The following is a 26,764-nucleotide window of genomic DNA, read 5'->3' as shown; positions in this document are numbered from 1 at the left end:
AAGAGTAGCCACTATGAATGTAGAATTCATCAATCCTTTTTTATCTTCTTTAATTAATGTTTTAAGCACTATGGCTCAAACTCAATTGAAGCCGGGTAAACCTCGCATTAAAACTGATGAGATAGCCTGTGGTGATGTATCAGGTTTGATTGGTATGGTTGGCCCGCAAACGCGTGGATCATTTTCAATTACATTTGATGAAGGTTTAGCATTAACCATCATGGAGCGTATGCTTGGCGAACGCCCTGATACCATAGATGAAGAAGTTACCGATATGGTTGGCGAAATAACCAACATGGTAACTGGTGGTGCTAAAAATTTACTTGGCGAGAAAGGTTTCGACTTTGATATGGCAACGCCTATTGTGGTATCGGGTAAAGGTCATACAATTACTCATAAAAGCCAAGGTAAAAAAATCATCATGCCATTTAGCTGTGATGCTGGTAATGCAAACATTGAAGTTAGCTTCGATAAACTATGAGTTGGCAGCAAAAGCAAATTACATTAAAACCTCGCCAGCGAGGTTTTCATATAATTGATGACGAAATATTATCTCAACTTCCTGAACTGGCGAGTTACAAAATAGGCTTGTTACATTTATTTATTCAGCATACCTCAGCGAGCCTTACAATAAACGAAAATGCAGATCCCACTGTTCGTATGGACATGGAAAGCCATTTCAATAAATTCGTCCCTGAGCGTCAACCTTATTATCGCCATGATTATGAAGGTGACGACGACATGCCTGCACACATAAAAACCAGTACGTTAGGCTGCGAGCTAAGTATTCCTATTTCAAATGGTTATTTAGCGTTAGGTACATGGCAAGGCATTTATTTAGGTGAACATCGTGATTCTGGTGGCTCTAGACGAGTTATAGCAACTATTCAGGGGGAGCTATTTTAACAAAAGCTTCAGGTTTCAAAGTATTAGCTCTTCTGTACCTCACTCATACCTCATAACTTCAAAGTACGACACCTTTCTTGTGGCGCTGAGCTCGCGCGAAGCGATAGCTTCTAACAACCAAGGCTTCAATGCTGAATATTGCACATAGAATAAAGTAGATAAGAGAGATTTTAAATTATAATTTTATTTATGATTTTTAATATAGAAAATTTTGAAAGGATATAAAAAGATTGGAGCGGTACACGAGGCTCGAACTCGTGACCTCGACCTTGGCAAGGTCGCGCTCTACCAACTGAGCTAGTACCGCATTATATTTTCATTCAACACTACAATTTCTTTTGGTTAGAAATTGGAGCGGTACACGAGGCTCGAACTCGTGACCTCGACCTTGGCAAGGTCGCGCTCTACCAACTGAGCTAGTACCGCATTTTTTATTTCTTCAGTTATTTTACGTTGGTGCGCGACGGGTCGCGTTCAACATTCTAGCAACTGAGCTAGTACCGCATTTTTTATTTCTTCAGTTATTTTACGCTTAAGCGCGACTGGTCGCGTTCAACATTCTAGCAACTGAGCTAGTACCGCATTTATTGATGGTAATTCAATCACTCAAACACACTAACCCCGCGTGGGTTATCGTCTTGAGCGGGGCAGGATTCTACAATAATACAGTCTGTTTGCAAGTGTTTTTTACAAATTAAAGAAATTTTCTCTATAGACTTTTAATTCCATAATCGAATCTTTAATGTCATCCAAAGCAAGGTGTGAGCCTTTTTTGTTCACTTTTGCAAGTACTTCTGGTTTCCAGCGACGTGCTAATTCTTTAATAGTACTTACGTCGAGATTTCGGTAATGGAAAAAATCTTCAAGTTCGCGCATATATTTATTCATAAAGCGGCGGTCTTGACCAATTGAATTACCACACATTGGCGAAGTGCCTGCTGGTACCCACTGCTTTAAAAACGCTAAAGTTTGCTCCACAGCATAGGCTTCATCAAAGGTACTTGCTTTGCAGCGCGCTGTTAAACCCGACTTACCATGTTGAGTAGTACACCACTCGTCCATGCCATTTAGTAATTCATCACTTTGATGAATAGCTATAGTTGGCCCTTCGGCTAATATATTCAGGTCTGCGTCAGTGACAACCGTCGCAATTTCGAGTATTTTATCGGTCTCTGGTTCGAGCCCTGTCATTTCAAGATCGAGCCAAATTAAATTTGATTTATTAATAGTCATAATTACCTAAGCGGTGCTTTCCTTTAGATCCAACGCATTTCGATATATCATATTAGCATCAACCGTCGAGCTAAAGCTTTTTTTAGGAAAAGCGACATTTAACTAAGGTTATAGGCCTCCAGTGGCAAAACAAAAAAAATTAAGTAAAGGCCAATCGCGTCAGATCAAGGCCAATCACCAAAAGCGCATTAATAGCGCAGACTCAAGACCGGCTAAAAAAGGGGCGCAAGAATGGCAAACCGATAACTTAGGTCAGGTCGAGAGCGCAATTGTGATCAGTCGTTTTGGCCAACACGCCGATGTCGAAACTGAAAATGGCGATGTACTTCGCTGTAATATACGCCGTACTGTGTCTAATTTAGTATGTGGTGATGAAGTATTATTTCGCCGTGCCAAAGTAAGTGAGGGTGATTTAGCCGGTGTAATTGAAGCCACGCAAGAGCGTCGCTCGCAACTTACCCGCCCTGACTTTTACGACGGTGTTAAAGTTATTGCAGCCAACATTGACCAAATACTCATGGTATCGGCTGTATTACCCGAGTTTACACCCAGTATTATCGACCGTTATTTAATAGCCTGTGAAGATATGGGCATTGAGCCAATTTTAGTGCTCAATAAAACCGATTTAATTGACGAAGCAGGCCTTAACGAAATACAAAAAGTTCTCGATATCTATCGTAAACTTGATTACCAAGTACTCCTTGTTAGTAATATATCAGGCGATGGTATTGATAAATTAAAAGAAGTACTTGTTGATAAAAATAATATTTTTGTTGGCCAAAGTGGTGTGGGGAAATCAACCCTCGTTAATACTGTATTGCCTAACGCTGAAATATTAACTAAAGAAGTATCTGAAAACAGCGGCTTAGGCCAGCACACAACAACTGTTTCACGCCTTCACCATTTACCAAGTGGCGGTAACCTAATCGACTCGCCAGGTATTCGTGAGTTTGGTTTATGGCATTTAGATGTTGAGCGTGTAACGTGGTGTTTTAAAGAATTTAGAGAATTTATAGGCGGATGCCGCTTTAGAGACTGTAAACATTTAAACGACCCGGGTTGCATCGTTAAAGAAGCAGTAGCCGATGGAAGAATTTCTCAATTGCGCTTTGACAGCTACCACCGAATTTTAGAAACAATGGCCGATGGCCGTGCAGGCGCCCGTGCGCCTCGCGTATAATTTAGGAAAAATACTGTGAGTTTAGACAAATTTAAAATCGCAATGCAGTACGCAATGCCAAAACATTTTATTTCACGCGTAGTCGGAAAATTAGCTGCTGCAAAAGCGGGTGCTTTAACAACGACTTTAATTAAACTATTTATTAAACAATATAAAGTAGATATGAGCGAAGCCCAATACCCAGATCCGGCTCATTATAAAAGCTTTAATGAATTTTTTACTCGCCCTTTAAAAGACGGCATGCGCCCAATGGTAGATGGTAGCAATATCATCATTCATCCAGTGGATGGCGCAATCAGCCAGCTAGGCGATATTGTTGACGGACAGCTAATACAAGCTAAAGGCCACGATTACAGCTTACAAGCGCTACTAGGCGGCTCACAAGATGATACAACACCATTTTTAGGCGGTAAGTTTGCCACGATTTATTTAGCACCTAAAGATTACCACCGTATTCATATGCCAGTTGATGGCACACTAAGCAAAATGATTTATGTGCCAGGTGATTTATTTTCAGTAAACCCACTTACAGCGCAAAACGTGCCTAACTTGTTTGCACGTAACGAACGTGTGGTAGCAATTTTTGAAACTGAGATTGGTCCGCTTGCTATGGTACTTGTTGGTGCAACAATTGTAGCCAGCATAGAAACTATTTGGGCAGGTACTGTAACGCCACCAGCAGGTAGCGATGTATTTAGTTGGAAATACCCAACCACTGGCGATAACGCTATCACGCTTAAAAAGGGTGAAGAGATGGGTCGCTTTAAATTAGGCTCTACTGTGGTACTTGCATGGGGTGCTGATAAAGCTGAAATACTGGAAGATCAACTACCAGAAGTGGTTACTCGCTTAGGTACTGCGTTTGCAAAAATTAACGACTAAAATAAATCGTTAATTAGAAATAAAAAAACCGCATTTATTTAAATGCGGTTTTTTATTTTTGTAGCCGTAAAGCCTGCTCACGCGAAAAGCGCCGCTTTTAATATTTATAACTGATAATCATTAATTGGCTTCTCTAAAGCGCAGTGCCCTCTTAACCTCTTTGTGAATAAATTACTTAAAATCTTATTGCACAAAGAGAAGCAAAAGAGGAATAAATGAGAAGACATAAAACATAGTAATTATTTATTTTTACTTCTCTAAAGCGAAGCGCCCTCTCAACCTCTTTGTGAATAAATCACTTAAAATCTTATTGCACAAAGAGAAGTAAAAGAGGAGTAAATGAGAAGACACCAAAGCATAGAAATTACGAGTTTTGCTCGTCACGCCCGTCAACAAGCTTGGTGCAGAAGTTTGATGTATTGTAGGCGTGAAGCTTGCTCACGCGAAAAGCGCAGCTTTTAATTCTTTAACGCCACATGTAATAATAGGAACAGGCTCCTTTCAAACCTATTTACCACACTCTTTACACTCTAAATCTTTAATCACTTTAAAGTGCTGTTGCTTTAAAGTGAGCGCATCAAACGTTATAAATACACTGCCACTTAAATGACCTAATAATAAGTTAAGCGTAAGTTGCGCCTGCATAGAGCCTATTACACCAAGTAGCGGGCTAATTACTCCTGCGTTACTGCAATTTATAACTGGTGTAGCTTCGCTTTGTGGAAAAACACAGCCATAACACGGGCTATCACTTTGCCTAAAATCAAAGCCCATTAACTGCCCTTTAGTTGCCAATGCAGCACCCGAAATTAACGGTGTTTTATAAGCAATACAATAACGATTAACACTATAGCGAGTACTAAAGTTATCAGAGCAATCAAGCACAATGTCAGCATTTTTTAGCAAGTTAGCTACGTTACTCTCATCTAACTTTTGGCAATGCGTTACTATGTCTATTTGATTATTAAGACTCGCCAATACTTTACCGGCGGCGGCGACCTTGCTTTGCCCTAAGTGGTTTATTTTATAAAGCACTTGGCGCTGTAAGTTTGAAAGCTCAACCTCATCATCGTCAATTAAAATAAGCGTTCCAATACCCGCAGCGGCTAAATATAAAAGTGCTGGGCTACCTAAACCACCAGCCCCCACTACTGCAACCGTTGAGGATTTAAGCGCTAACTGCCCTTCAAGCCCAACTTCTTCAAGCAATAAATGGCGGCTGTAACGCAGGGTTTCTTTTTCGCTTAGCTCATTCACTTTTACTGACCTTGTTAGTATTAGCCTTGTTAATATTAATCAGCACTGCTTATGGCCACTTGCAGAGCGCTTATAGCCTCTATGTAATTATCAGCCTCGGTAATCGCACGCACTACGGCAACACTACCCACGCCAGTTTTCGCTACCTGCCCAGCACGGCTTAAATCAACACCGCCTATTGCCACTGTTGGATAGCTTTGCATAAGCGGTACAAATTTAATAAGCTTTTCAAGACCCTGTATTTGGCCTGTCATGTCTTTAGTGGTGGTTGGGTAAATAGCACCAAATGCCATATAACTAGGGCGATAATTATGCGCACGTAGCATTTCATAAAAACCATGAGTAGAAAGCCCAAGCCTTAACCCTGCGTCTTTAATTGCCGCTAAATTAGCAATCTCTAAATCCTCTTGCCCTAAATGCACACCATACGCACCATGTTTAATAGCTAGCTGCCAGTAATCGTTTATAAATACCTGTGCGTTGTATTGCTTGCCCAGCTCAACAGCTTGCTTAATGAGCGCATCAAGCTCGTCTTGCGTTTTATTTTTAACGCGTAACTGCGCTGTTTTAATGCCTTGTTGTAAGCATTTTTCTAACCAATCGGTGCTATCAACAACCGCATATAAGCCCAGCGATTTACTTTCACAAGGTGCAAAATCAGCAGCCATATTAAAATCAAGCGGCACATCAAAATCTAGTTCATCGCCCAGCCAGCTACCGGGCTCAATTACTTGTGGGTAGTCAGCTAAATTAGTGGGGAACGATGTATGAGCAACCGGTCCAATCCCCTCGCCGTATCGAACAGACTGTTTTAGCCCTTGGTTTATATATGCCTTAGCTAAAATAAAGGCATCTTTTAATGGGTAGTCTTTAGCTAAACACGCAGCAATTACCGAAGCCATGCTACACCCGGTGCCGTGGTTATGCGGTGTTTGTATTTTTTGATTGCCTAACCAATATTCTTCACCACTTTGCGTATTACTATCAATACAATAATCAATGCAGTAGCCACTTGGGTAATCCCAATGTCCGCCTTTAATAACAACGGCTTTAGCGCCCCAACTTAATAGCTTATTAGCCGCTTCTTTTATTGCAGCTGGACCAATTAAATACACACCGGTTAATAACTGTGTTTCGTGGGTGTTTGGGGTTATTACATCCACCAGCGGCAGTAAACATTCTTTTATTGCGCTTACCGTGTCTTCTTCTGTTAGTAAGTCACCGCTTGAGGCAATAGCGACAGGGTCATATACAATAACGGGAGGCACAGACCACTTAGCTTTATAGTGACTTATATGTTCGCTGATCAACTGAATTTGCTGCACATTGGCTAACATGCCAATTTTTATCACTTTGGCTTTCATGTCTTTTTCAAGTGCAAGTAACTGCGATTCAATAATATCGGTAGACACTGCATTAATAGCCTCTACACCTAAACTATTTTGTGCAGTAAGCGCCGTAATTGCCGTGCAGCCATGTACACCAAAACTTTGCATTGCTTTTATATCAGCTTGAATACCGGCACCGCCGCCCGAATCAGATCCGGCAATTGTCCATACTACGTTATTCATATTCTTTCCTTCACTGCTGATGCCAAAATGGCATACCCATTGTTGGGGTTGATGGAGCTGCAACGTCTTTTTCCGGCATCGCTTTTGCTTTGTATGCAAAGCGCCCTGCTTCTACTGAAGCTTTAAATGCGCGGCTCATAGTAATTGGGCAACCCGCCCCTGCAATGGCTGAATTTAATAATACCGCATCATACCCCATTTCGAGTGCTTGGCAGGCATGCGATGGCAAACCTAAACCTGCATCTACTATTAATGTGGTATCGGGTAAGCGCTCTCGAATAGTTTTTAAATTATAGCTATTTAACAAGCCTTTGCCTGTACCTATTGGTGCTCCCCACGGCATAAGAACCTCACACCCTAGCTCATTTAAACGCTGGCAAAGTACTAAGTCATCGGTGCAATAAGGCAGTACCTTAAAGCCATCCTTAATCAATATTTTTGTCGCTTCAAGTAGCGCAAAAGGATCCGGCTGTAAATTGTAATCATCGCCAATCAGCTCTAGCTTTATCCAGTCGGTGGCAAATACTTCTCGGCACATTTTTGCAAGCGTTATCGCTTCTTTAACACTGTGACACCCTGCGGTATTAGGGAGTATTTTTAAGCCTGTATTTTTTATTAACTGCCAAAAGTCATCACCGGCTGCTGCACTTTGTTGGCGCCTAAGCGACACGGTTACAATTTCAGCGCCAGAGGCAACTATTGATTGGGTCATAATGTCGGGCGACGGATAAAGCGCAGAGCCTATTAATAAACGACTCTTTATTTGCTCTCCATAAATAGTTAAACAGTCTTTAGTTTGCATGAGCTTTATCCGCCTTGAATGGGTGACAGCAACTCAACACTGTCGCCTTCATTAAGTACATAGTTACTGTGCCGACTTTGTGGAATAAATTCGCCATTAACAGCCACAGCAAAAGGCGCGACTGCACCAAAACTTTGAAGTACCTCAACGAGTGCTTTGCTATTAACATTAAGTAGCTCGCCATTAATTGTAATGTTCATTTTTTCTCACTCTATTCGTGAAACTGCTTGCGCCACTAATGCCGGCGCCAACATATAACCATGTCGATACAAACCGTTAATACTAATTACATTACCAACTTGTGATACTTCTGGGCGGTTATCGCTAAATGCGGGGCGTAATCCAGTTTGAATACTAAGTAGTCGTGCTTCGGCAAACCCGCTGTGTACGGTATAAGCCGCTGAAAGTAACTCAAGAGTTGAGCGCACTGTTGCCGCGCCGCTGTCTTGTGACTCTATTTCAGTCGCACCAATTACATATTCACTGTTAGGTTTAGGCGCTATATAAATTGGATAACGCGGGTGCATTAAACGCACGGGCCGCGTTAAACTTACCTCTGGTGCGTATAACCTTGCTACTTCGCCGCGCACACCTCTAAGCGGTTTATCAACTTGAGTATTTTTAGCACCAAGCCCACGGCAATCAATAATGTAATCGAATGGTCGATTATTTATTTTGTTGTCGCTAATGGTTACGCGCTGATTAAATACAAACTTTACTTTGCGTTTGTTGAGCTGTGCAAAGCTGGCTTTATAAAATGCTTGGTTATCTATTTGCCCCTCGCAGGGTAAAAATAAACCTTGATTAAAGCGCCCTGCTGCAAGTTCAGGTTCAAGCATTGTAATTTGCTGAGCATTTATATGCTCGGCAGTATGATCAGCTAGCGGTTTTATACGCTGTGCAAAGCTTTGTAAATCGCCTTTGTCCTGTTGGTGCGCAATGACCAAAGTGCCTTGCTGCTGAAAAAAAACGTCACTTTCAAGTTCAGCAATAATACCCGGCCAGCGCTTCATTGAATCAAGACCCATTAAAGCTAAATCAGCCTCGCACAATACCGACTCAGCCAAGGGCGCAAGCATTGCTGCAGCCACTTTACCGGCGCTATTTGGGGTTTGCTCATCGTCAGCTTCAAACACCGTTACATGATGCAACTTACTTAGCTCAAGGGCAGCTAAGCGCCCTGCTAAACCAAAACCCACCACAGCAATGTTATAAAACATAAAACCTCCAAAGCAGTTATTAGTAGGTGCGAATTCACTCGCACTTCTTCAACTTTTAAAGAAGCGAGGTATAAAACCTCACCTACGTCTGCATCTAACTTTTAGCTATACCGCTTTGTGGTAAATCTCTGAGCCTGTTTGCTTAAACTCAGCTGATTTAGCTTTCATTTCGGCTTCTACATCAACCATTTTGATTTCAATAGCCTCGCCAGCATCATTTGGATCAATACCGCGTGTTTCTAAACCTTTAGCGTAATCGCGTACTTCTTGGCTAATTTTCATAGAGCAAAATTTAGGACCACACATAGAGCAAAAGTGAGCTACTTTGCCTGATTCTTGCGGCAAGGTTTCATCGTGATATTCACGAGCACGGTCAGGGTCTAAACCAATATTAAATTGGTCATGCCATCTAAACTCAAAGCGTGCTTTTGATAAGGCGTTATCGCGCTCTTGCGCGCCTGGGTGCCCTTTTGCTAAATCAGCGGCATGCGCTGCAATTTTGTAGGTAATTAATCCTTCTTTAACATCTTCTTTATTTGGCAGACCTAAATGCTCTTTAGGTGTTACATAACACAGCATTGCACAGCCGTACCATGCTATTTGAGCCGCCCCAATACCCGAGGTAATATGGTCGTATCCTGGTGCAATATCGGTGGTTAACGGGCCTAATGTATAAAATGGCGCTTCGTCGCAATGCTTTAATTGCTCATCCATATTGGCTTTAATCATGTGCATTGGTACATGACCAGGGCCTTCAATAAATACCTGTACATCGTGCTTCCACGCAATTTTAGTCAGTTCTCCTAATGTGCGTAGCTCACTAAACTGCGCTTCATCGTTAGCATCAGCAATCGAACCTGGACGAAGGCCATCACCTAATGAAAAACACACATCGTATTGTTTTAAAATTTCACAAATGTCTTCAAAGTGTGTGTATAAAAAGTTCTCTTTGTGATGCGCTAAACACCATTTAGCCATAATTGAGCCACCGCGCGACACAATACCGGTTACACGTTTAGCCGTCATTGGTACATAACGAAGTAATACACCGGCGTGAATAGTAAAGTAATCAACGCCCTGCTCGGCTTGCTCTATAAGCGTATCGCGGAAAATTTCCCACGTTAAATCCTCAGCCACACCATTTACTTTTTCAAGTGCTTGATAAATCGGTACTGTGCCAATAGGTACAGGCGAGTTACGTACAACCCATTCACGCGTTTCGTGAATGTAACGTCCCGTTGATAAGTCCATCACGGTGTCTGCGCCCCAGCGGGTAGACCACACCATTTTTTCTACTTCTTCTTCAATAGATGAGCTAACCGATGAATTACCAATATTGGCATTAACTTTTACTAAAAAGTTACGGCCTACAATCATAGGTTCTGTTTCTGGATGGTTTATATTATTTGGTAAAATAGCGCGACCACGGGCTATTTCATCGCGTACAAATTCTGGGGTAATAAATTCAGGAATACTCGCGCCAAACGACTCGCCTTTATGCTGCGCTGCTAATAATTCTTTACGAATTTCTGCACGTCCCATATTTTCGCGAACGGCTACGTATTCCATTTCAGGAGTAATAATCCCTTGGCGTGCGTAGTGCATTTGCGTTACGTTTTTGCCTGTTTTACCACGGCGAATTTTTGGAAGGTGATCAAAGCGAATATGATCCAGCCCTTCATCCGCCATACGTTGCTGCGAAAATTGCGACGTCACTGATTCTAAAACCTCGGTGTCGCCACGGCTTTCAATCCATTGTTCACGAAATTTTGGTAAGCCTTTGCGTACGTCTAGTTCAAAATTAGGATCGGTATACGGGCCCGACGTATCGTAAACACGTAGCGGATCGTTTGACTCATAAACAGGGTTTTCATCTGTGCCGCCAATAAACGTATCACTTAACGTAATTTCACGCATACCAACGCGCACGCCAGGTTGAGTGCCTTCAACGTATACTTTATGAGAATTTGGAAACGGTTGACCCGTTAAGTTATAAATATATTCAGACGCGGCAGCACGAGTTTCTCGGCGTGACGCTTTATTTGTAGTATTTGACATGACTTGCCTCATTGCTTAAGGGTTGTCTTGTCAGATATTCCGAGGAATAGAGAAAGATCGTAAAGTAGCGTACATGCTACTTTGCAGCCTAAAATAAAAAAAATCACTTTATTGTGCGCATAAAAAAAGACGCACAAGCGTCCCATTTTAGGCAGCTTGTTCCCTACGCAGGTATTAACCTGATCAGGTTCACGGATCCCGCTTTCGCGATCTCAGCCAAAAACTAATTACTTAGCTTTGGCACTCCGACAAGTATTGATATATAAATTCTGTTCGTTAATTTGAAGGTGTTATCCATCAAATCTGCGCTGAGTGTACGTCAGTTAAAAACTGCCCGCAAGGGGCTGTTTTTCAAAAACTTAAAATTATTTAGGGATAAACACAAATGTTTGCTCGCCTTGCATGACTAATTGCTGGTCTTGCATTTTAAGCTCTGCACCTTGCTTTAAGGCTTGTAATAACTGCTGCTCAAACTCATCAAGGTCTTCGCCGCACGACTTGCGCGTCATTCCTAATTTACTTACGGTAAGGTTACTTTCTTCAAGCGAGCCTTCACCAAAAAATTTGTTACAGCCAGCAAAACCGTTTACTTGCAGTGCTTCAATAAAGCTCATTGATGCATTAAACGAAGGTGGAATTGCTAAACCATCAACACGTGATAATTGCCATTGGGTGTATTTAAGCTGCTCACTGGTAACCGTCCCTGTTGATGCGCAACCAACACATAAACCGACTATAAGCATCGGTATTGCTGCTAATTTCATGCTACTACTAACTAATTGTCTAATTAATGTAATTGTAACAATATTTATGCCCTTTATCCGTTAAAAATGCATGTTTTAAATGTAAATTTTTGTTCTATGATAGTTCAAAATTTATGCGATTAAGTACTAAGTTGTAGTTTTAAATACGTTATCTATTTGCTCAGGTAAAAACGGTCTACCTTTTTCATTAACAGACGTTCCTATAACCAGTGCATTGAGCATTACTTTTTCATCGCTTTTACGTATAACCGTTTGCTTAAACGCAAATTTTAAACGACTAATACGCTGCGGCTCCACAGCCACATAAAATTCATCACCTGGTAATAGTGAATGTTTATAGTCCATTTCGCTGCGCATCACGACTAGGTTAATTTTATCTTTCGCTAATTGAGCAAAATCAATACCGTGTGCGTACAAAAATTCATGGCGAGCATGCTCTAAATAATTAAAATAAACACTGTTATTTACGATACCTTGTAAGTCACATTCGTAATCACGTACTTTGAAGTCAACTTTAAAGGTCATATTAGTAATCCTGATTATTTAACGTATAATTGCCGCGTTTATAGCACATGTGTTTAAATAATTGCTACCATACGAGTCCCTAAAATGGAGTTAAGTAACCCAATGAACTTACGTTTGTCTTTAATTACTGCCGCACTTTTACCGCTGCTTGGTGCACCAATTGCAGCTAACGCTGATGATAGCGACCTAGAAAGAATTGTTGTAACCGGCGATTTTCAGCGCGAAAGCATTCAAACTTTAAGCGCGAGTGCGAGCTTATTCAGCGAAGATGAAATTAATCAACGTGGTGCAAGTTACTTAGACGAAATGTTAGGCAGTACCGCCAATGTAAATTTTGCATCTGGTGCGTCGCGCGGTCGTTATATTCAAATTCGTGGCGTGGGACTTCGTTCACAATTTGTAGATCCTATTAATCCATCTGTAGGCTTAGTAATTGATGGTATTAACTATTCTGGCCTTGGTGGCAGCTCATTATTATTTGATATAGACCAAGTAGAAATTTACCGTGGTCCACAAGGTACACGCTTTGGCGCAGACGGTATGGCCGGTATGATCCAAATGGGTTCAGCTAAAGCCACGAGCGATCCAAGTTTAAAATTACAAGTAGGTGCTGGCACATACAACACCCGCGAAGCAGGCATTGCAGCAAGCACAGGCTTAACAGATGACACTAGCGCACGCGTTAGCTACTTTCGCAGAAAGTCAGACGGTTACGTAGATAACTTGTACTTAAATGACGAAACACAAAATCAAGACGAACAAGTAGCCCGCTTTAAAATAAACAGTCAGCTTACAAAGCATTTAAATACTGAATTAAACCTTCACTATATTGACATAAACAATGGTTACGATGCGTTTACGCTTGATAACAGCCGCAATAGTGTTGCCGATGAACCAGGCCAAGATAATCAAGAAAGCTACGCTATAGGTGTCAAGAATACTTACACGGGTTTTGACGCTTTTGATGTAAATCTAAACCTGTCGGCTATTGATACCGAATTACTTTACAGCTTTGACGAAGACTGGGTATGTAACGATACAAGTGAGCCAAAGTTATGTGCTGCTGGCTTACATCCAGATGGATACAGCTCAACTGATTTATACAGCCGCGATCGCGACGATCAGTCTGTAGATTTACAGTTTAATTCTAAAACGGGTAACTGGGTTGCGGGTATTTATTACCAAAACCGTGACGTTGATTTAGAGCGCCAATACACATGGTTAGCAAGCCCGTTTTCTTCAACTTACGAAACGAGTAACGTTGCAGTATATGGTCAAGTAGCGACTCCAATTGGCCCTAAAACAACATTAATTACAGGTTTACGTGTAGAGCAATACCAAGGCGACTACACCGATAGCAATGGCTTTATACAAGACACCGACGACGTAATGGTTGGCGGTAAAATAGCACTTGAATATCAAGTGATTGATCGCACTATGATCTACACCAGCATTACGCGTGGCTACAAAGCTGGCGGTATTAACTCAGAAGCGCTTGCTAAAGCCAAAGATGAAGGCTTAAACCTAAGCGCTGATTTTTTCCAGCAACACACCAGTTTCGACCCTGAATATTTATGGAGTGGCGAATTTGGTGTTAAAGGCTCATCGCTTGATGACAAATTTACGCTTCGCTTAGCTGCATTTTACATGCACCGCGACGATATTCAGTTAAAAGCATGGCAAGTAGAAGGTCAGCAATTTACCGGTTATGTTGATAACGCAAGTTCTGGTAGCAACTACGGATTAGAAGTTGAAGGTAGTTACCAACTAACTGATAATCTATTTTTAACGGGTAGTGCTGGTTACTTAAACACTGAAATAGATGACTTTGTAACGCAGTCTGGCTTAAACCAAGACGGTCGTGAGCAAGCACAGTCACCTAAATACCAGTATGCGTTTACTGCTCGCTATAACTTTACAAGTGAGCTTTACGGTATGATTGGTGTTGAAGGTAAGGACGACTACTACTTCTCAGATAGTCATAACTCACAGGCACCAAGCAGCAACTTAGTTAACTTAAGCTTTGGCTACGAAGCAGACATGTGGGCAGTTCGCGCGTGGGCTCGTAACGTGTTTGACGAGACAGTCCCTACACGTGGTTTTGAGTTTGGTAACGATCCACAAGATGGTTACGCAACGCATACCTACACACAATTAGGTGAGCCTCGTGTTGCAGGTGTTACGTTTACACTTAATCTGTAAAGCACAGCCGTTGGCTTTCAAATGAAAGCTACAGCAAGCAAATAAAAACACCGCGTTTAAATTAAACGCGGTGTTTTTATTTGTAGGTGAGGTTTTATACCTCGCTTTTTATAAAGTTAAATTACACGAGCGCGAAATAAATTCGCACCTACAAATATTCCACCTACGCCTACAAGCCAAGCATCACGCTCTTTGAACATCAAACGCTATTACGTCTTTAATTTTTTCTTTATTTGTTGCGAGCATTACCAACCTATCAATCCCCAGAGCAACTCCTGCGCATTGTGGTAATCCATGTTCTAGCGCTTTAATTAAACGTGTATCCATTGGTACTTGCTTTAAACCGTTGTTAGCGCGGTATGTGTTATCTTCATTAAAACGTTTAGCTTGCTCACTGGCATTTGTGAGTTCGTTAAAGCCGTTAGCCAATTCCATATTTTTGTAATAAAGCTCAAAGCGCCCTGCTACGCGTGCATCATGTTCACAAATTTGTGCAAGTGCCGCTTGAGAAGCTGGAAAATGATAAACAAAACACGGTTTTTCTTGTCCTATTGTTGGCTCCACTTTCATACAAAATAATAATTGCAGTAAGGTATCTTTATGCGTTTCATTTTGGGCTATATCAGCAAACCCCTGCTTACACGCTAGTTGCTTTAATTGCTCTATGCTTGCTGTTAAAGGATCGAGGCCGAGTGCTTGTTCAAACGCTTGCTGATAAGTAAGTCTAGTTGCAGGCTCGACACCTAAAACAAGTTGCATTAACTCATCCATTTCATCCATAAGTGTAAATTCATCAAAGCCTGGGCGATACCATTCCAGCATAGTAAATTCAGGATTATGATGGCTACCCGCTTCTTCATTTCTAAATGCTTTACAAAGCTGAAAAATAGCGCCTGAGCCTGCTGCTAACAAGCGTTTCATGGCAAACTCTGGAGATGTTTGTAAAAACAGAGGAAGCCCACCAGCATGCCCTGGACCTACAAATTTGGTATTAAAACTAGCTAAGTGCACATCGGTTACACTGGCAGCACTTAAGCTTGGCGTTTCTACTTCTAAAACATCACGTACATAAAAAAAATCACGGATGCTACGTAATATCGATGCGCGTTGTTTTAGTGTTTCAATGCTTGCGCTTGGGGCCCAAAGATCTGCTGACATATTTTCTCCAAAAAAAAATCCCAGCGTAAGCTGGGATTTTATAAACAATGTTAAAGCTTACTTAACACGGCTTACATATTCACCGTTACGAGTGTCTACTTTAATTACTTCGCCAATTTGTACAAATAATGGAACTCGTACCACAGCGCCTGTGCTAAGCGTTGCTGGTTTACCACCAGTACCCGCTGTATCGCCTTTAAGGCCAGGATCTGTTTCAGTGATCTCAAGCTCAACAAAGTTAGGTGGTGTAACAGCAATAGGGCTGCCGTTCCATAATGTAATTGTGCATAAATCATTTTCAACTAACCATTTTACTGAATCGCCTAGTGCTTTTTCGTCAGCAGCAATTTGCTCAAATGTTTCATTGTTCATGAAATGCCAAAATTCGCCGTCTGTGTATAGATACGCTAAATCAGTATCCATTACATCAGCACCTTCAACTGATTCACCCGATTTAAAGGTTTTTTCAAGCACCTTACCAGAGATAAGTTTACGGATACGAACACGGTTAAACGCCTGGCCTTTACCAGGTTTTACCATTTCATTTTCTAAGATACTGCAAGGCTCGCCGTCCATCATAATTTTTAGGCCGCCCTTGAACTCGTTGGTGCTATAATTCGCCATCGTTTCCTCTATTTATATTTTTTCGAGTAATCTACATGCCAATGATACAAAGAAATGAAGCAAATTTGCATAAAAACTGGCAAAAAGAATTAGCAAATGTAGTTACCTGCCCAAAAACCTTGCTTGAAATGGTCGGTTTATCGAGCCAAGTCCATGAAAACGACCTAAAAGCCCGTAGTTTATTTCCGGTACGCGTGCCTATCCCTTTTATAAAAAAAATACGCAAAGGCGATCCAAACGATCCTCTTTTGCTACAAGTTATGCCACGCCATCAAGAATTTTTGACTAAATCGGGTTTTAATAAGGATCCCCTACTTGAGCAAGATAACGACCAACCAGGCGTTTTACATAAGTACAAATCGCGTGTTTTAGTGATGTTTAAAACCGGCTGTGCTGTAAATTGTCGTTATTGCTTTAGAAGGCATTTTCCGTATCAAGAAAACCAACTCAATAAAAAAAGTCTGCTAGAAACACTGAGCTATATAAAATCAGATACCAATATAAACGAAGTGATTTTAAGTGGTGGCGATCCACTGATGGCCAAAGACGATGCAATAAGCTGGTTTTTGGATGAGCTTGAGCAATTACCACAAATAAAACGAATGCGAATTCATAGCCGTCTGCCAGTAGTTATACCGGCGCGAGTTACCGATGAGTTATGTGAGAGATTAGCAAAATCGCCATTAAAAATTATTTTTATTAATCACATAAACCACGCCAACGAAATAGACGCTGATTTTAAAGCTGCCATGCAAAAGCTTAAACAAGCAAACGTAACGCTTCTAAACCAAGCTGTAATTTTAAAAGATGTGAACGATACGCTCGATGCGCAAATAAATTTAAGCGAAGCGTTATTTGACGCAGACGTATTGCCGTATTATTTGTATTTGCTAGATAAAGTTGAAGGGGCGAGCCACTTTGATATTAATGAAGCGCAAGCAATTGAAATAATGGCAGAGCTATTAAAAGCTCTGCCTGGATTTTTAGTGCCTAAATTAGTAAGAGAAATCGGTGGTCAAAAAAGCAAAACACCTATCGATCTTAAGCTAATTTAAAACAGCATTTAAACGTATATATTTACGTTGTTACCCAATGATGCTGTTACCGATTTAGCCGGTGTTTGCGCACTTGACGATTGTGCAGCACCTTCAATAAGTGCAAGAGCCGCCGCGCCATCTGCTAACTGCTGCTTTTTAGATAAAGCAGCGCTGTAAAGCTCACTGCCTTGGCCTGAGCCAGAAACAGCGGGTAAACTTGTGCCTGATATATTCATATAACAAACCTGACTTTTAAATGTAATCCAAGTATTATGTCGGCAATGCAGTGCAAAGCTTTAGGAAAACCATGGATTCTATTATTGAACAACTCAATGCCAACTTAAAAATTGTTTACCGTCAGGCACTTGATGCTGACAAAAAACTCGACGAGCTTCAACAGCAAGGTCACGGTAAGTTTAAAGCCTTATTTACTGCCGATTCAGGCTTTAGCTTTGAAGCTAAACGTTTTAAGCCTTACGTACTCGACGTAGCTGCTGATGTTGAAAGCTTATCTAACGATGGTTTTGAAGAAGAAAAACTGAAAACAACCGTTATTAAGTTACAACAAATACTCACGTTGTTAGCTACTTTTAAGTAAAGCTTAAAAATAAAAATGCCGCTATTTAGCGGCATTTTTATTTTCAGTTAATCTAAACTTGGTAATATTTGTTCACCAAACCACTCTGTTAGTAAGCGTTTTTCGTAATAAAATGATTCGTCGCGGCCCATTTTAATTTTATCCATAAAGCCCATATCTTTAAGCTCCACATCAGTATCTTTACTTAGCACTGTACCGTCGTTATCGGTTAACGAATAATTTAACTTAATGCGTGGAAAGTAAATTGGTTTTACTACACGAATTTCGTCCATACCGCCATAACGCACATCACCTGCTAAATCTAAATCTGTAAACTCTACGTTTAATTTATAATCTTTTGGCAATTGCTCGGCTAGTTTAGCCATATGCTTTTCGAAACTTGCTGCCACACTTTTGTGATATGAGCTCTTTGTTTGGTTTGACGCTCGCACATCACGATAATCATTAAAGTCATGCCATTTAACAACAGACTCACCAGCATGGGCAAGCGCAGGTAATGCAATACACATTGTTGTTGCTATTTTTTTAACTAAATTCATATCTTTCTCCAAAGAGGTAGACCAATCACAAAAGTGTAGATTGGAGTAAACCTAGCATTAGCTATTACTAGACTCATTTTAGCACTTGTTTATTAACTATAACTTAATCTTACGTATAAAGTGTTACTTCTACTGAGTGAAATGTAATCAAAAGTGATTAATTTACCGTTATTAAAAAAAGATGTTATTTAAACTATAGAAATTACAGATAAAGCATGTAAATCACCTCTATTTATGGTGAAATTAACTCAATTGATAAAAGGTACCCACGGAGCTTTCATGACTATTTTAGTAACCGGTGGCGCTGGCTATATTGGCTCGCACACTGTTTTAGAACTTTTACAGCAAGGTAACGATGTTGTTGTTATTGATAATTTAAGTAACTCATCACAAGAATCACTTGCGCGCGTAAAGAATATTACAGGCAAAGAGGCCACTTTTTACCAAGGCGATATTCTCGATAAATTCTTTTTAGATTCAGTATTTGCAAAACACACGGTTGATAGTGTTATACATTTTGCGGGCTTAAAATCAGTAGGCGAGTCGGTAGCAAAGCCCATTGAGTACTATCAAAACAATGTACAAGGTACGCTTACGCTTGTTGATGCAATGCGCGATGCTGGTGTATTTAAATTAGTATTTAGCTCGTCAGCCACAGTATACGGCGACCCTGCAAGCTTACCAATTAAAGAAGACTTTCCTGTAGGCGGTACTACTAACCCGTACGGCACATCTAAGCTGATGGTTGAGATGATGCTACAAGATATCGCCAAATCAGATGAGCGCTTTGCGTTTGCTATTTTGCGTTACTTTAACCCAGTGGGTGCACATGAGTCGGGCTTAATTGGTGAAGATCCTAATGGTATTCCAAACAACCTTTTACCGTTTATCGCACAAGTAGCGGTAGGTAAATTAAAGCAACTCGCTGTATTTGGTGATGACTACGACACAGTTGATGGCACAGGTGTACGCGACTATATACACGTTGTAGATTTAGCTATTGGTCATTTAAAAGCGCTTGATAAAATTGCCAGCAGTACGGGTGCATTAGTTTATAACCTAGGTACTGGTAATGGTTACTCTGTACTACAAATGGTTAATGCATTTATTAAAGCAAGTGATCAAGCTGTACCTTATCAGGTTTCACCTCGCCGCCCGGGTGATATTGCAGCGTGTTATGCAGCGCCAGAAAAAGCACTTAATGAACTTGGCTGGGAAGCTGTGCGCGGTATTGATGAAATGATGCAAGATACCTGGCGCTGGCAGTCAAATAACCCTAACGGTTATAAGGGTTAAGTAAAACAAGCTTTGCGCTTACAATAAGTGCGCGGCATCAAGCCGCGCATACCGAGCATACCGAGCATTTTAAACACCGAATTCAATTTTATGGCTGCGTCGTAGGCGTAGAGCTTACTCACGCGAAAAGCACAGCTTTTAATTACTTATATCTAATATCCAATATTTAATAACGAGTATCTTCGTTATGTCTGCGCCCACTGCCTTAGCAAGTTATGATAAACCCCTGTTAATTGAATAATCTCTGGGCTATCTTCTACTTTGCTGCGCAAACTTTGAATCGACATATCTAAATCAAAGAGTAAACCACGTTTTTCGTCGCTGTTTACCATGCTCTGTAACCAAAAGAATGAGGCTAATCTGCGCCCACTCGTTACTGGCATTACACGATGTAAACTCGTTGAAGGGTACAACACCATACTGCCTGCTGGCAGCTTTACGCTGTGTGAGCCATAAGTGTCTTCAATAACAAGTTCACCGCCCTCATAGTCTTCGGGGTCATTAATAAATAACGTCATTGATACATCTGTACGAATTTTTACTGGCGTACCCGGCACTTGTCTAATCGCATTATCTACATGCACACCAAACGATTGCCCACCTTGATAACAGTTAAAAAGCGGAGGAAAAATTTTTGCGGGGAGCGCTGCCGACATAAACAAATTACTACGCGCAAGTGCTGCCATAATAATGTCGCCAAGCTCTTGGCATTCAGGGCTATTTTCAGGTAGCTGTAAGTTATTTTTTGCTTTGGTTGATTGATGCCCTGCGGTAATACTGCCATCGGCCCACTGCGCTTTAAGCAAAACCTCATGACAATACGCCACTTCTTCTTTCGTTAGTAGCTCTGGAATTTTAACTAGCATGTGCGCCCTCTCACATTTTCATCAAATAATTAAGGGCAGAGTTAACTCTGCCCTTTTATGCCGTACTTATTTTACTCTTAGAAAGAGTAGCTCGCTGTTAAGCTAAACTTACGACCATCACCTGGTACAAAGTGTCCACCACCTAACTGATCAACGTAATCTTTATCACCTAGGTTTTCACCATTAAACTGCAGACTCAAATCTTTTGATATGTCATACGCAACCATCAGGTCAAAAATAGTATAACCTGGCGCACGAGAGCGTGTTGACGTAGTCCCGTTGTAACGCTCACCTACATATTGCGCACCTAAACCAAACGATAATTTATCCGACATATCGTACGTAGTCCAAACACTCGCGCTATTTTTAGGCGTACGTGCAAGCTCGTTACCAATTTGAGTTGCGTCGTCGCCTAATGCTTTAGTTACTTCGCTATCTTGGTAAGTGTATGAAGCAATTACAGTCCACTCTTTAGTAATTAGCCCAGTTGCTGAAAGCTCTAAACCTTGTACGCGCTGTTCACCACCGAGTATTTCATCACTTGAGCTATCTGCAAATGGGTCATCAGTACGGGCATTGGTTTTTTCAGTACGGAAAAGTGCAGCATTAGTTTGCAGGCGACCATCCATTAGGCTCCATTTAGTTCCTAATTCATAACTACGGCTTTCTTCTGCATCTAAATCAGCTGCATTTGAACGCGTAGATACCGTTAGGCTTTCAGCCGATGGGTTAAATGAATTACCTGCGCCTAAATATACACTGCCATTTTCTGTAGGTTTATAAACTACAGCTGCATTCCAGCTAAATAAGTCGTCACTTGTAGAAATTAAAGCGCTTGGGTCATTGTAATCGTTGTGATAATCCGTAGTGAAGCTATCAAAGCGAATTCCGCCTGTAACTTCCCATTGCTTGTTAAGTGTCACTGTATCAAATGCATAAATAGCTTGGTTTTTAGCTTTAGCCTCAATGCTTGTACCGTCACGGCCGTACACACCCGTAAATGCAATTGTTGCATCAGGGTTGTATAAGTCGTTGCGTATTCCATCTTCAATTAGGTTATCAGGCGTAGTGGCAACAAAGTTATGGCGTGTAAACGTTTCATTTGCAAGCTCAACACCCACTACAACATCGTGAGTAAAGCCAGCAAATTCATAGTTACCAATTAAATCAACTTGAAGTGCAGCAAGTGAATTTTCTGTATCACGTGTTTTTTCATCTGCAAAGGTAATGTCAGTGTCTGTTGTAACAGAGAAGTAACGCGGTGCAGTTGTTACTGATTCACGTTTTACTTTACCTAAACGACCTTGAACACGTAACGTAGTATTTTGAGAAAAATCATACTCATAACGAGCTGTTGTTGAGTAGGCTTCAATATCTTCGTAATCACGATAAATATTACCGTAAAAATTATCAAAATCGACAGGAGAAGGTGAGCGCGCGCTATCTGCAAGTTCAGCTACTGGCGTATCACTGTAAACCCACGGAATGCCGTAATCTGGTAAATTGTCTTGGCGTTGATACTCTAGGTTTAAATCAAAACGGCTGTTTGTACCAAGCCCTGTTGCAAATGCAAACGCAACAGCATTTGTTTCGTTTTCAATATGGTCACGACCTGCAACATCACCTTTATCAGTAAGAAGGTTTATACGTAGTGCGCTTGTGTCGTTTACTTGAATGTTAGTATCAAAACGACCACGGTAATCGTTTTCTGTACCTAAACGTAGCGAAACGTCGTTAAAGCTGTCTAACTTCGCCTTTTTACTTTCTAAATTAACACTACCACCTGTTGCGCCACGACCAGAAACTGCTGAGCCTGGGCCTTTTGCAACTTCAACGGCTTCAATGTTGTAAATATCACGTGTATAACCTGCAACATCACGAATACCATCTACAAAAATATCATTTGTAGCACTAAAACCACGAATCGACATGCTATCGCCAGTAGGTGAACCACCCTCACCTGCTGCTAAAGAAATACCTGAAACATTACGCAAAGCATCACGTAAGCTATCTACGTTTCTATCTTTCATTACCGCTTGGTTAATTACTGTTACAGTTTTAGCTGTATCAAGTAGCGGTTGAGTGTATTTATGCGACGTTGATTTTTCAACAACATAGCTAGACTCAGTTACCGTTTGTGCTTTTACTACAGCCAGCTCTTGAACATCTTGTGCACTTGCCCAAGTTGAAAGCGTTGCTGTAACAACCGCTGCAATTGGCTTCACGTAGGTATTTACTTTATTCGATGGCTTACTCATGGTTACTCCGTAATTTTTATTAAGCACTTAACTATTGTTAATTTAAGGTACATATTTAATTTCGGCGAAATCCTACCACTCAAACAACGCAATGTAAACGATAACTGTTATCAATTGCATTGTTATGTGAATTCCTATATTGTATACACACTCAAAAATTAACAGTAATTACGTCCCTGTAATTGCTTGTCGTAACTTTCAGGATTGTTGTTAAGTAATGCGAAGCTTAATTAAACCAATTAGCGTAGTTATCGCGCTTTGTAGCACCATGGCAGTAAAGGCCGACACTGTTAGTGAGCTAGAACAACTCGTTAATAAATGGCTACAAATAGAAAATCAAAACACAGAATTAAATACTCATTGGCTTGAACAAAAAAGCAGCATGGAGCAAACCTTAACGCTTCTAAATGCTGAGCAGCAGCAACTTAGCGAGCTTAATCAGCGTAGAAAAAAAAGCACCAGTGAGCTTGCCCAAAAACGCGAACAGCTTGTTACTAAGCAATCAGAACTTGAAAATGATCAACAGCAATTAAATGATCAACTAGCACGTATTTCTGGGCAATTACTTTCATTACAAGTGCAATTACCCCCGCCACTTTTAAGTAGTTGGAAAAACACTGGTGATTTAAGCGACTCACAGCTCAGTACAACTGACAAATTACAAACAGCGCTAAAAATGCTGACTCTACTTAATGATTTTCAACAACGTATTTCAATTCACGAAATGGCTATTAAGCATCCTGACGGGCAAGAAGTGTGGGTAAAGCAGCTTTATTTAGGTGCAGCACAAGCATGGTTTGTAAGCGAAGATTTAAGTTACGTAGGTATTGGTTTTCCAAGTGACTTAGGTTGGCAGTGGGAATTTGACCCAAGCATTAATGCTGAGCAAGTTGCACTGGGTATTGCTGTACAGCAAAAAAAGCGCGCTGCTGATTGGGTAACACTCCCAATATTAAGTTATGTAAATAAAAACCAGCAAGGGGCTAAATAATGGCTACTAACAGCATAATTAAAGTATTTAGCGCCACAGTTTTACTTTTAAGTGCAAACATTTCTTTTGCAGCTAGCAGTGATGATGCTAAACAAAGTATTTTAACTGATATTAAAACAGCGCAACGTACTCTAAGTAAAACTCAAAATAGTATTTCAAAAGAGCAAGCGACCCTTGCAAAGCAAATTTTTACCAAGCAGCAATCGCTCAGTAAATTACGCGAACAAGCCGCAGTTAATCGCCGCCTAGCTGACGAAAACACATTAAGCCTCGATCAGTTACAAACCCGATTAGACACTTGGCAACAGCAACAGCAATATCAATTAAACTTACTTAGCCGTTTTGTGCGCCAAAATACCAGCAATAGTACCGGTAATAATGCAGGCAATGGTTCAGGTAATAACAACGCGACTAATAATCAAAATGAGTTATTAAGCCGCGTTATATCGCAAATTAATAATCAAGAACAGGCACTTTATCCGCAGTTTAAAAAACAATCGATTGTGCTAAGTAATGGCGAATTAAGCCAAGCTAATACCCTTCAAGTAGGGCCTGTTGCATGGTTTAGTACGCAAAAACCTAAACTTATGGGCTTATTAAATTTGGATGATGAATCTAATGCATTAAAAGTAGCGTTAGTACAATCTACAAGTGACGATAACCCACTCGATAATACTTTAAAGCAAAACGGTGTAGGCTCAACATTACTTACTTTTGATCCTAGTTTAACGCACTTAGTAACTAGCCAAGCCCAACAAGAAAGTCCGCTTGAACACCTAGAGAAAGGCGGTTTATGGGCTATCCCTATTATTTTATTTGCCTGCTTTGCACTAACCATTGCGCTATTAAAAGCCGCGCAACTACTGCGTTTAAGTAAAATTAAAATGCACTCTCAAATGCAATTACAGCAACTTTTTAAAGCTGAAAATAGCAGTGAATTTGCAGGTATGCAGCAGCAGCTATTTAACTTAACGCTGCAAAGCGAAAAAGGCCAAGTACGAGACGATCAATTATTTAATCAGTTAATTCACGATAAGCATAAACTCGATAACTTTATTGGCGCTATTGCCGTTACAGCTGCAGTAGCTCCACTACTTGGCTTGTTAGGTACTGTTAGCGGCATGATTGAAACATTTAAAATGATGACCTTGTTTGGCTCAGGTGACCCAGAAGTTGTATCGGGCGGTATTGCACAAGCACTTATAACAACCGAATTGGGTTTAGTCGTTGCCATCCCTGCATTGGTATTAAATGCATTGCTATCACGTAAAGCAAAAGCGTACTACAGCCAACTAGAAGGCTTTGCATTACAGCTAAGTCAACTAGAAAAAGGAGAAACCAATGTTTGAAAAAATCGTTAGTAACCCTATTTGCTGGTGTATTCTTTTACTCGCTTTATTTGTATACCAGCTGATTTTTCATGACTTACTGCACCTTAAACAATACCAAGCGCAGCGCAAAGGCTACTGGCAAGAGGTAAGCTCTATTTTAACTGCCGCTCTTCCGCTACTTGGTTTATTAGGCACCATTGTTGGTTTGCTTGATACATTTAAAGTAATGGCGCTGGGCCATAACGAGTTAATGAGTGACGCCATTGGTGATGCATTGCTAACAACTCAATTGGGCCTTGTGTGCGCTATTCCCGCGTGGTTAATGCAAGCTTACTTAGCGTATTCGCAGCGTAATCCTAAATTACATACGTTAAGTAAACAGTTAGGGTAACACTATGCAATCACGATTAAAGCACAAGCTAGAGCAAGAAGCGGGGCAACATATCGATATGTCGCCACTACTTGATGTGGTATTTATATTGCTAATATTTTTTATTGTTACAACCGTATTTGTACGCGAAAGCGGTGTTGAGGTTGATAAACCACAAGCCGTATCGGCCAGCCGTCTTGAGCAGCAAGTTATATTTTTAGCAATAACCGACAACCAACAAGTATTTTTTGATGGTAGCCAAATTGGTGTTGCTGGCGTGCGTAGTAGTGTCGAGCAAATGTTAAAACAGCAACAACGCCCTGTGGTTATTCAAGCTGATAAAACAGTACCAACTGAATTACTTGTTCAAGTAATTGACGAAGCAAAGCTGGCAGGCGCGGCGCAAGTTAACTTAGCTACGAAGCAATAATATGCACACGATTAACTCGCTTCAAAAAACAAAAAACAATCGCCATCCACTGTTTGCATTTGGCCTTAGCCTCATTGTACTTAGTGCTGCATTACTGCTTTTATGGCTTGGGCAACTTGCCGAACATCATATACAAGACAAAGTGGTTGTACGTGAGGTTGCCATGGTGGCACTGCCACCGCCCCCTCCTCCATCAATATCGCAACAGCAAACAAGTGAGCCAATGCAAAGCTTGGCGGTAGAAGGTGCAGGCGCGTCTATTCAAGCCGTAAAAATTAAGATCAACAGCAATTTAAGTATTGTAAAACCCGATACACCTAACGTAAAAGTAAGCGCGCCACAATGGCAATCAATGAGTGTAAATTGGGATGCATTTAGCCTAAGCGACCTTGATAGGCCGCCCGTACCACTCACACCTGTAAAAGCGGTAATACCAAAAAGTTTAACCCGCCAAGGTGTCGATGTATTTATTGTAAAGCTCGATGTTTTTATAGATGAAAACGGTAAAGTTACTTTAATCGAAGTATTACAAAACCCATACCCTGAAATTAAACCCGTTGTCGACAGCATCATAAAAAAAATCCGCTTTAGTGTACCAAAAAAAGAAGGTAAAGCGGTTCGTACTCGCTTCACTTTACCAATCGAATTTAAACCTTAAGCCTATTA

At 40.8% G+C, this 26,764-nt stretch carries 28 protein-coding genes, 2 tRNA genes and 1 riboswitch; of the genes, 13 read left to right on the top strand and 17 right to left on the bottom strand.

Annotation, left to right across the window (positions count from 1 at the left end):
* Positions 1–13 precede the first annotated feature (13 nt).
* Together CXF89_RS02110 and CXF89_RS02105 are read left to right on the top strand one after the other, a co-directional pair.
* The gene (locus CXF89_RS02110; protein WP_007580265.1) at positions 14–481 is read left to right on the top strand and encodes a chemotaxis protein CheX; all 468 of its coding nucleotides are present in this window, start codon (positions 14–16) and stop codon (positions 479–481) included.
* The gene (locus tag CXF89_RS02105) at positions 478–906 is read left to right on the top strand and encodes a secondary thiamine-phosphate synthase enzyme YjbQ (RefSeq protein ID WP_010554254.1); all 429 of its coding nucleotides are present in this window, start codon (positions 478–480) and stop codon (positions 904–906) included. Before CXF89_RS02110 ends, CXF89_RS02105 begins: the two co-directional genes overlap by 4 nt.
* Before the next feature lie 231 nt (positions 907–1,137).
* Here CXF89_RS02105 and CXF89_RS02100 read toward each other — a convergent pair.
* The 3 genes from CXF89_RS02100 to orn form a co-directional block, all read right to left on the bottom strand.
* A tRNA-Gly gene (locus CXF89_RS02100) sits at positions 1,138–1,213 on the bottom strand.
* A gap of 43 nt (positions 1,214–1,256) precedes the next feature.
* A tRNA-Gly gene (locus CXF89_RS02095) sits at positions 1,257–1,332 on the bottom strand.
* A 261-nt stretch (positions 1,333–1,593) separates the two neighbouring features.
* A complete protein-coding gene (gene orn / locus CXF89_RS02090; RefSeq protein WP_007585019.1) occupies positions 1,594–2,139 on the bottom strand; it encodes an oligoribonuclease in 546 nt (181 codons plus the stop codon).
* Between the two features lie 121 nt (positions 2,140–2,260).
* On the opposite strand from orn, the gene rsgA reads away from it, so the two are divergent.
* Both rsgA and asd read left to right on the top strand, forming a co-directional pair.
* Positions 2,261–3,319, top strand: a complete 1,059-nt coding sequence (gene rsgA / locus CXF89_RS02085; RefSeq protein ID WP_010554253.1) for a small ribosomal subunit biogenesis GTPase RsgA — start codon at positions 2,261–2,263, stop codon at positions 3,317–3,319.
* A 15-nt stretch (positions 3,320–3,334) separates the two neighbouring features.
* The gene (gene asd, locus CXF89_RS02080) at positions 3,335–4,201 is read left to right on the top strand and encodes an archaetidylserine decarboxylase (protein ID WP_180961371.1); all 867 of its coding nucleotides are present in this window, start codon (positions 3,335–3,337) and stop codon (positions 4,199–4,201) included.
* A 507-nt stretch (positions 4,202–4,708) separates the two neighbouring features.
* Here the strand turns inward: asd and CXF89_RS02075 are convergent.
* The 8 genes from CXF89_RS02075 to CXF89_RS02040 form a co-directional block, all read right to left on the bottom strand.
* Positions 4,709–5,458 carry a HesA/MoeB/ThiF family protein gene (locus tag CXF89_RS02075; RefSeq protein WP_121953674.1) on the bottom strand — a complete coding sequence of 250 codons (750 nt, stop codon included), beginning with the start codon at positions 5,456–5,458 and terminating at the stop codon, positions 4,709–4,711.
* A 35-nt stretch (positions 5,459–5,493) separates the two neighbouring features.
* Complete coding sequence (thiE, locus tag CXF89_RS02070; protein WP_121953673.1) at positions 5,494–7,029, bottom strand: thiamine phosphate synthase; 1,536 nt, start codon at positions 7,027–7,029, stop codon at positions 5,494–5,496.
* A gap of 10 nt (positions 7,030–7,039) precedes the next feature.
* Positions 7,040–7,831: a thiazole synthase gene (locus CXF89_RS02065; RefSeq protein ID WP_121953672.1), complete on the bottom strand. Its 792-nt coding sequence runs from the start codon at positions 7,829–7,831 to the stop codon at positions 7,040–7,042.
* Between the two features lie 5 nt (positions 7,832–7,836).
* Entirely contained in the window at positions 7,837–8,031 is a 195-nt protein-coding gene (gene thiS / locus CXF89_RS02060; protein ID WP_002960781.1) for a sulfur carrier protein ThiS, read from the bottom strand.
* A 6-nt stretch (positions 8,032–8,037) separates the two neighbouring features.
* Positions 8,038–9,051, bottom strand: coding sequence for an FAD-dependent oxidoreductase (locus tag CXF89_RS02055; RefSeq protein ID WP_121953671.1), 1,014 nt, complete (start codon positions 9,049–9,051; stop codon positions 8,038–8,040).
* Between the two features lie 105 nt (positions 9,052–9,156).
* Positions 9,157–11,109, bottom strand: a complete 1,953-nt coding sequence (gene thiC, locus CXF89_RS02050) for a phosphomethylpyrimidine synthase ThiC (RefSeq protein ID WP_121953670.1) — start codon at positions 11,107–11,109, stop codon at positions 9,157–9,159.
* A gap of 143 nt (positions 11,110–11,252) precedes the next feature.
* Positions 11,253–11,367, bottom strand: a riboswitch (TPP riboswitch).
* Between the two features lie 107 nt (positions 11,368–11,474).
* The gene (locus tag CXF89_RS02045; protein ID WP_010555269.1) at positions 11,475–11,873 is read right to left on the bottom strand and encodes an META domain-containing protein; all 399 of its coding nucleotides are present in this window, start codon (positions 11,871–11,873) and stop codon (positions 11,475–11,477) included.
* A gap of 126 nt (positions 11,874–11,999) precedes the next feature.
* Positions 12,000–12,398, bottom strand: coding sequence for an acyl-CoA thioesterase (locus CXF89_RS02040; RefSeq protein ID WP_010555268.1), 399 nt, complete (start codon positions 12,396–12,398; stop codon positions 12,000–12,002).
* 84 nt (positions 12,399–12,482) lie between these two features.
* Between CXF89_RS02040 and CXF89_RS02035 the strand changes: the two genes are divergently transcribed.
* Entirely contained in the window at positions 12,483–14,600 is a 2,118-nt protein-coding gene (locus CXF89_RS02035) for a TonB-dependent receptor (RefSeq protein WP_180961370.1), read from the top strand.
* A 183-nt stretch (positions 14,601–14,783) separates the two neighbouring features.
* Here CXF89_RS02035 and epmA read toward each other — a convergent pair whose 3' ends face one another.
* Positions 14,784–15,758 carry an elongation factor P--(R)-beta-lysine ligase gene (epmA, locus tag CXF89_RS02030; protein WP_121953669.1) on the bottom strand — a complete coding sequence of 325 codons (975 nt, stop codon included), beginning with the start codon at positions 15,756–15,758 and terminating at the stop codon, positions 14,784–14,786.
* 57 nt (positions 15,759–15,815) lie between these two features.
* A complete protein-coding gene (gene efp, locus CXF89_RS02025) occupies positions 15,816–16,382 on the bottom strand; it encodes an elongation factor P (protein WP_010555265.1) in 567 nt (188 codons plus the stop codon).
* A 41-nt stretch (positions 16,383–16,423) separates the two neighbouring features.
* Here efp and epmB point away from each other — a divergent pair, with 41 nt between their 5' ends.
* On the top strand, positions 16,424–17,437 hold the full coding sequence (epmB, locus tag CXF89_RS02020) for an EF-P beta-lysylation protein EpmB (RefSeq protein ID WP_121953725.1): 1,014 nt from the start codon (positions 16,424–16,426) through the stop codon (positions 17,435–17,437).
* A gap of 8 nt (positions 17,438–17,445) precedes the next feature.
* Here epmB and CXF89_RS02015 read toward each other — a convergent pair whose 3' ends face one another.
* Positions 17,446–17,655, bottom strand: a complete 210-nt coding sequence (locus CXF89_RS02015) for a hypothetical protein (protein WP_002960797.1) — start codon at positions 17,653–17,655, stop codon at positions 17,446–17,448.
* A 71-nt stretch (positions 17,656–17,726) separates the two neighbouring features.
* Between CXF89_RS02015 and CXF89_RS02010 the strand changes: the two genes are divergently transcribed.
* Positions 17,727–18,017 carry a hypothetical protein gene (locus tag CXF89_RS02010; protein ID WP_007585044.1) on the top strand — a complete coding sequence of 97 codons (291 nt, stop codon included), beginning with the start codon at positions 17,727–17,729 and terminating at the stop codon, positions 18,015–18,017.
* 47 nt (positions 18,018–18,064) lie between these two features.
* On the opposite strand, the gene CXF89_RS02005 is transcribed toward CXF89_RS02010, so the two are convergent.
* Complete coding sequence (locus CXF89_RS02005) at positions 18,065–18,556, bottom strand: DUF3016 domain-containing protein (protein ID WP_010555263.1); 492 nt, start codon at positions 18,554–18,556, stop codon at positions 18,065–18,067.
* Between the two features lie 279 nt (positions 18,557–18,835).
* On the opposite strand from CXF89_RS02005, the gene galE reads away from it, so the two are divergent.
* Positions 18,836–19,852: a UDP-glucose 4-epimerase GalE gene (gene galE, locus CXF89_RS02000; RefSeq protein ID WP_007585049.1), complete on the top strand. Its 1,017-nt coding sequence runs from the start codon at positions 18,836–18,838 to the stop codon at positions 19,850–19,852.
* A 185-nt stretch (positions 19,853–20,037) separates the two neighbouring features.
* On the opposite strand, the gene CXF89_RS01995 is transcribed toward galE, so the two are convergent.
* Together CXF89_RS01995 and CXF89_RS01990 are read right to left on the bottom strand one after the other, a co-directional pair.
* Complete coding sequence (locus CXF89_RS01995; protein ID WP_007585050.1) at positions 20,038–20,718, bottom strand: Fe2+-dependent dioxygenase; 681 nt, start codon at positions 20,716–20,718, stop codon at positions 20,038–20,040.
* A gap of 77 nt (positions 20,719–20,795) precedes the next feature.
* Positions 20,796–22,976, bottom strand: coding sequence for a TonB-dependent receptor (locus tag CXF89_RS01990; protein WP_121953668.1), 2,181 nt, complete (start codon positions 22,974–22,976; stop codon positions 20,796–20,798).
* 217 nt (positions 22,977–23,193) lie between these two features.
* Here CXF89_RS01990 and CXF89_RS01985 point away from each other — a divergent pair, with 217 nt between their 5' ends.
* From CXF89_RS01985 to CXF89_RS01965, 5 genes are read left to right on the top strand one after another with little or no spacing between them, the layout of a single operon-like run.
* The gene (locus CXF89_RS01985; protein WP_121953667.1) at positions 23,194–23,967 is read left to right on the top strand and encodes a DUF3450 family protein; all 774 of its coding nucleotides are present in this window, start codon (positions 23,194–23,196) and stop codon (positions 23,965–23,967) included.
* The gene (locus tag CXF89_RS01980) at positions 23,967–25,316 is read left to right on the top strand and encodes a MotA/TolQ/ExbB proton channel family protein (RefSeq protein WP_121953666.1); all 1,350 of its coding nucleotides are present in this window, start codon (positions 23,967–23,969) and stop codon (positions 25,314–25,316) included. The genes CXF89_RS01985 and CXF89_RS01980 overlap by 1 nt, the downstream gene beginning before the upstream one ends.
* Positions 25,309–25,689, top strand: a complete 381-nt coding sequence (locus CXF89_RS01975; RefSeq protein ID WP_002960812.1) for a MotA/TolQ/ExbB proton channel family protein — start codon at positions 25,309–25,311, stop codon at positions 25,687–25,689. Before CXF89_RS01980 ends, CXF89_RS01975 begins: the two co-directional genes overlap by 8 nt.
* Before the next feature lie 4 nt (positions 25,690–25,693).
* A complete protein-coding gene (locus tag CXF89_RS01970; protein WP_036981164.1) occupies positions 25,694–26,098 on the top strand; it encodes an ExbD/TolR family protein in 405 nt (134 codons plus the stop codon).
* Position 26,099: 1 nt separating this feature from the next.
* Complete coding sequence (locus CXF89_RS01965; protein WP_121953665.1) at positions 26,100–26,756, top strand: energy transducer TonB; 657 nt, start codon at positions 26,100–26,102, stop codon at positions 26,754–26,756.
* Positions 26,757–26,764 lie beyond the last annotated feature (8 nt).

It is taken from the genome of Pseudoalteromonas sp. MelDa3 (assembly GCF_002863625.1).
GTDB lineage: Bacteria > Pseudomonadota > Gammaproteobacteria > Enterobacterales > Alteromonadaceae > Pseudoalteromonas > Pseudoalteromonas arctica.
Note: the sequence above shows the minus strand (reverse complement) of the source record. Positions and strands in the feature narration are given on the sequence as shown.

Coding starts and splice junctions, on each gene's coding strand:
- CXF89_RS02110 (WP_007580265.1), top strand. CDS start 14: ATGAATGTAGAATTCATCAATCCTTTTTTATCTTCTTTAATTAATGTT.
- CXF89_RS02105 (WP_010554254.1), top strand. CDS start 478: ATGAGTTGGCAGCAAAAGCAAATTACATTAAAACCTCGCCAGCGAGGT.
- orn (WP_007585019.1), bottom strand. CDS start 2,139: ATGACTATTAATAAATCAAATTTAATTTGGCTCGATCTTGAAATGACA.
- thiE (WP_121953673.1), bottom strand. CDS start 7,029: ATGAATAACGTAGTATGGACAATTGCCGGATCTGATTCGGGCGGCGGT.
- CXF89_RS02065 (WP_121953672.1), bottom strand. CDS start 7,831: ATGCAAACTAAAGACTGTTTAACTATTTATGGAGAGCAAATAAAGAGT.
- thiS (WP_002960781.1), bottom strand. CDS start 8,031: ATGAACATTACAATTAATGGCGAGCTACTTAATGTTAATAGCAAAGCA.
- CXF89_RS02055 (WP_121953671.1), bottom strand. CDS start 9,051: ATGTTTTATAACATTGCTGTGGTGGGTTTTGGTTTAGCAGGGCGCTTA.
- thiC (WP_121953670.1), bottom strand. CDS start 11,109: ATGTCAAATACTACAAATAAAGCGTCACGCCGAGAAACTCGTGCTGCC.
- CXF89_RS02045 (WP_010555269.1), bottom strand. CDS start 11,873: ATGAAATTAGCAGCAATACCGATGCTTATAGTCGGTTTATGTGTTGGT.
- CXF89_RS02040 (WP_010555268.1), bottom strand. CDS start 12,398: ATGACCTTTAAAGTTGACTTCAAAGTACGTGATTACGAATGTGACTTA.
- CXF89_RS02035 (WP_180961370.1), top strand. CDS start 12,483: ATGGAGTTAAGTAACCCAATGAACTTACGTTTGTCTTTAATTACTGCC.
- epmA (WP_121953669.1), bottom strand. CDS start 15,758: ATGTCAGCAGATCTTTGGGCCCCAAGCGCAAGCATTGAAACACTAAAA.
- efp (WP_010555265.1), bottom strand. CDS start 16,382: ATGGCGAATTATAGCACCAACGAGTTCAAGGGCGGCCTAAAAATTATG.
- epmB (WP_121953725.1), top strand. CDS start 16,424: ATGATACAAAGAAATGAAGCAAATTTGCATAAAAACTGGCAAAAAGAA.
- CXF89_RS02015 (WP_002960797.1), bottom strand. CDS start 17,655: ATGAATATATCAGGCACAAGTTTACCCGCTGTTTCTGGCTCAGGCCAA.
- CXF89_RS02010 (WP_007585044.1), top strand. CDS start 17,727: ATGGATTCTATTATTGAACAACTCAATGCCAACTTAAAAATTGTTTAC.
- CXF89_RS02005 (WP_010555263.1), bottom strand. CDS start 18,556: ATGAATTTAGTTAAAAAAATAGCAACAACAATGTGTATTGCATTACCT.
- galE (WP_007585049.1), top strand. CDS start 18,836: ATGACTATTTTAGTAACCGGTGGCGCTGGCTATATTGGCTCGCACACT.
- CXF89_RS01995 (WP_007585050.1), bottom strand. CDS start 20,718: ATGCTAGTTAAAATTCCAGAGCTACTAACGAAAGAAGAAGTGGCGTAT.
- CXF89_RS01990 (WP_121953668.1), bottom strand. CDS start 22,976: ATGAGTAAGCCATCGAATAAAGTAAATACCTACGTGAAGCCAATTGCA.
- CXF89_RS01985 (WP_121953667.1), top strand. CDS start 23,194: ATGCGAAGCTTAATTAAACCAATTAGCGTAGTTATCGCGCTTTGTAGC.
- CXF89_RS01980 (WP_121953666.1), top strand. CDS start 23,967: ATGGCTACTAACAGCATAATTAAAGTATTTAGCGCCACAGTTTTACTT.
- CXF89_RS01975 (WP_002960812.1), top strand. CDS start 25,309: ATGTTTGAAAAAATCGTTAGTAACCCTATTTGCTGGTGTATTCTTTTA.
- CXF89_RS01970 (WP_036981164.1), top strand. CDS start 25,694: ATGCAATCACGATTAAAGCACAAGCTAGAGCAAGAAGCGGGGCAACAT.
- CXF89_RS01965 (WP_121953665.1), top strand. CDS start 26,100: ATGCACACGATTAACTCGCTTCAAAAAACAAAAAACAATCGCCATCCA.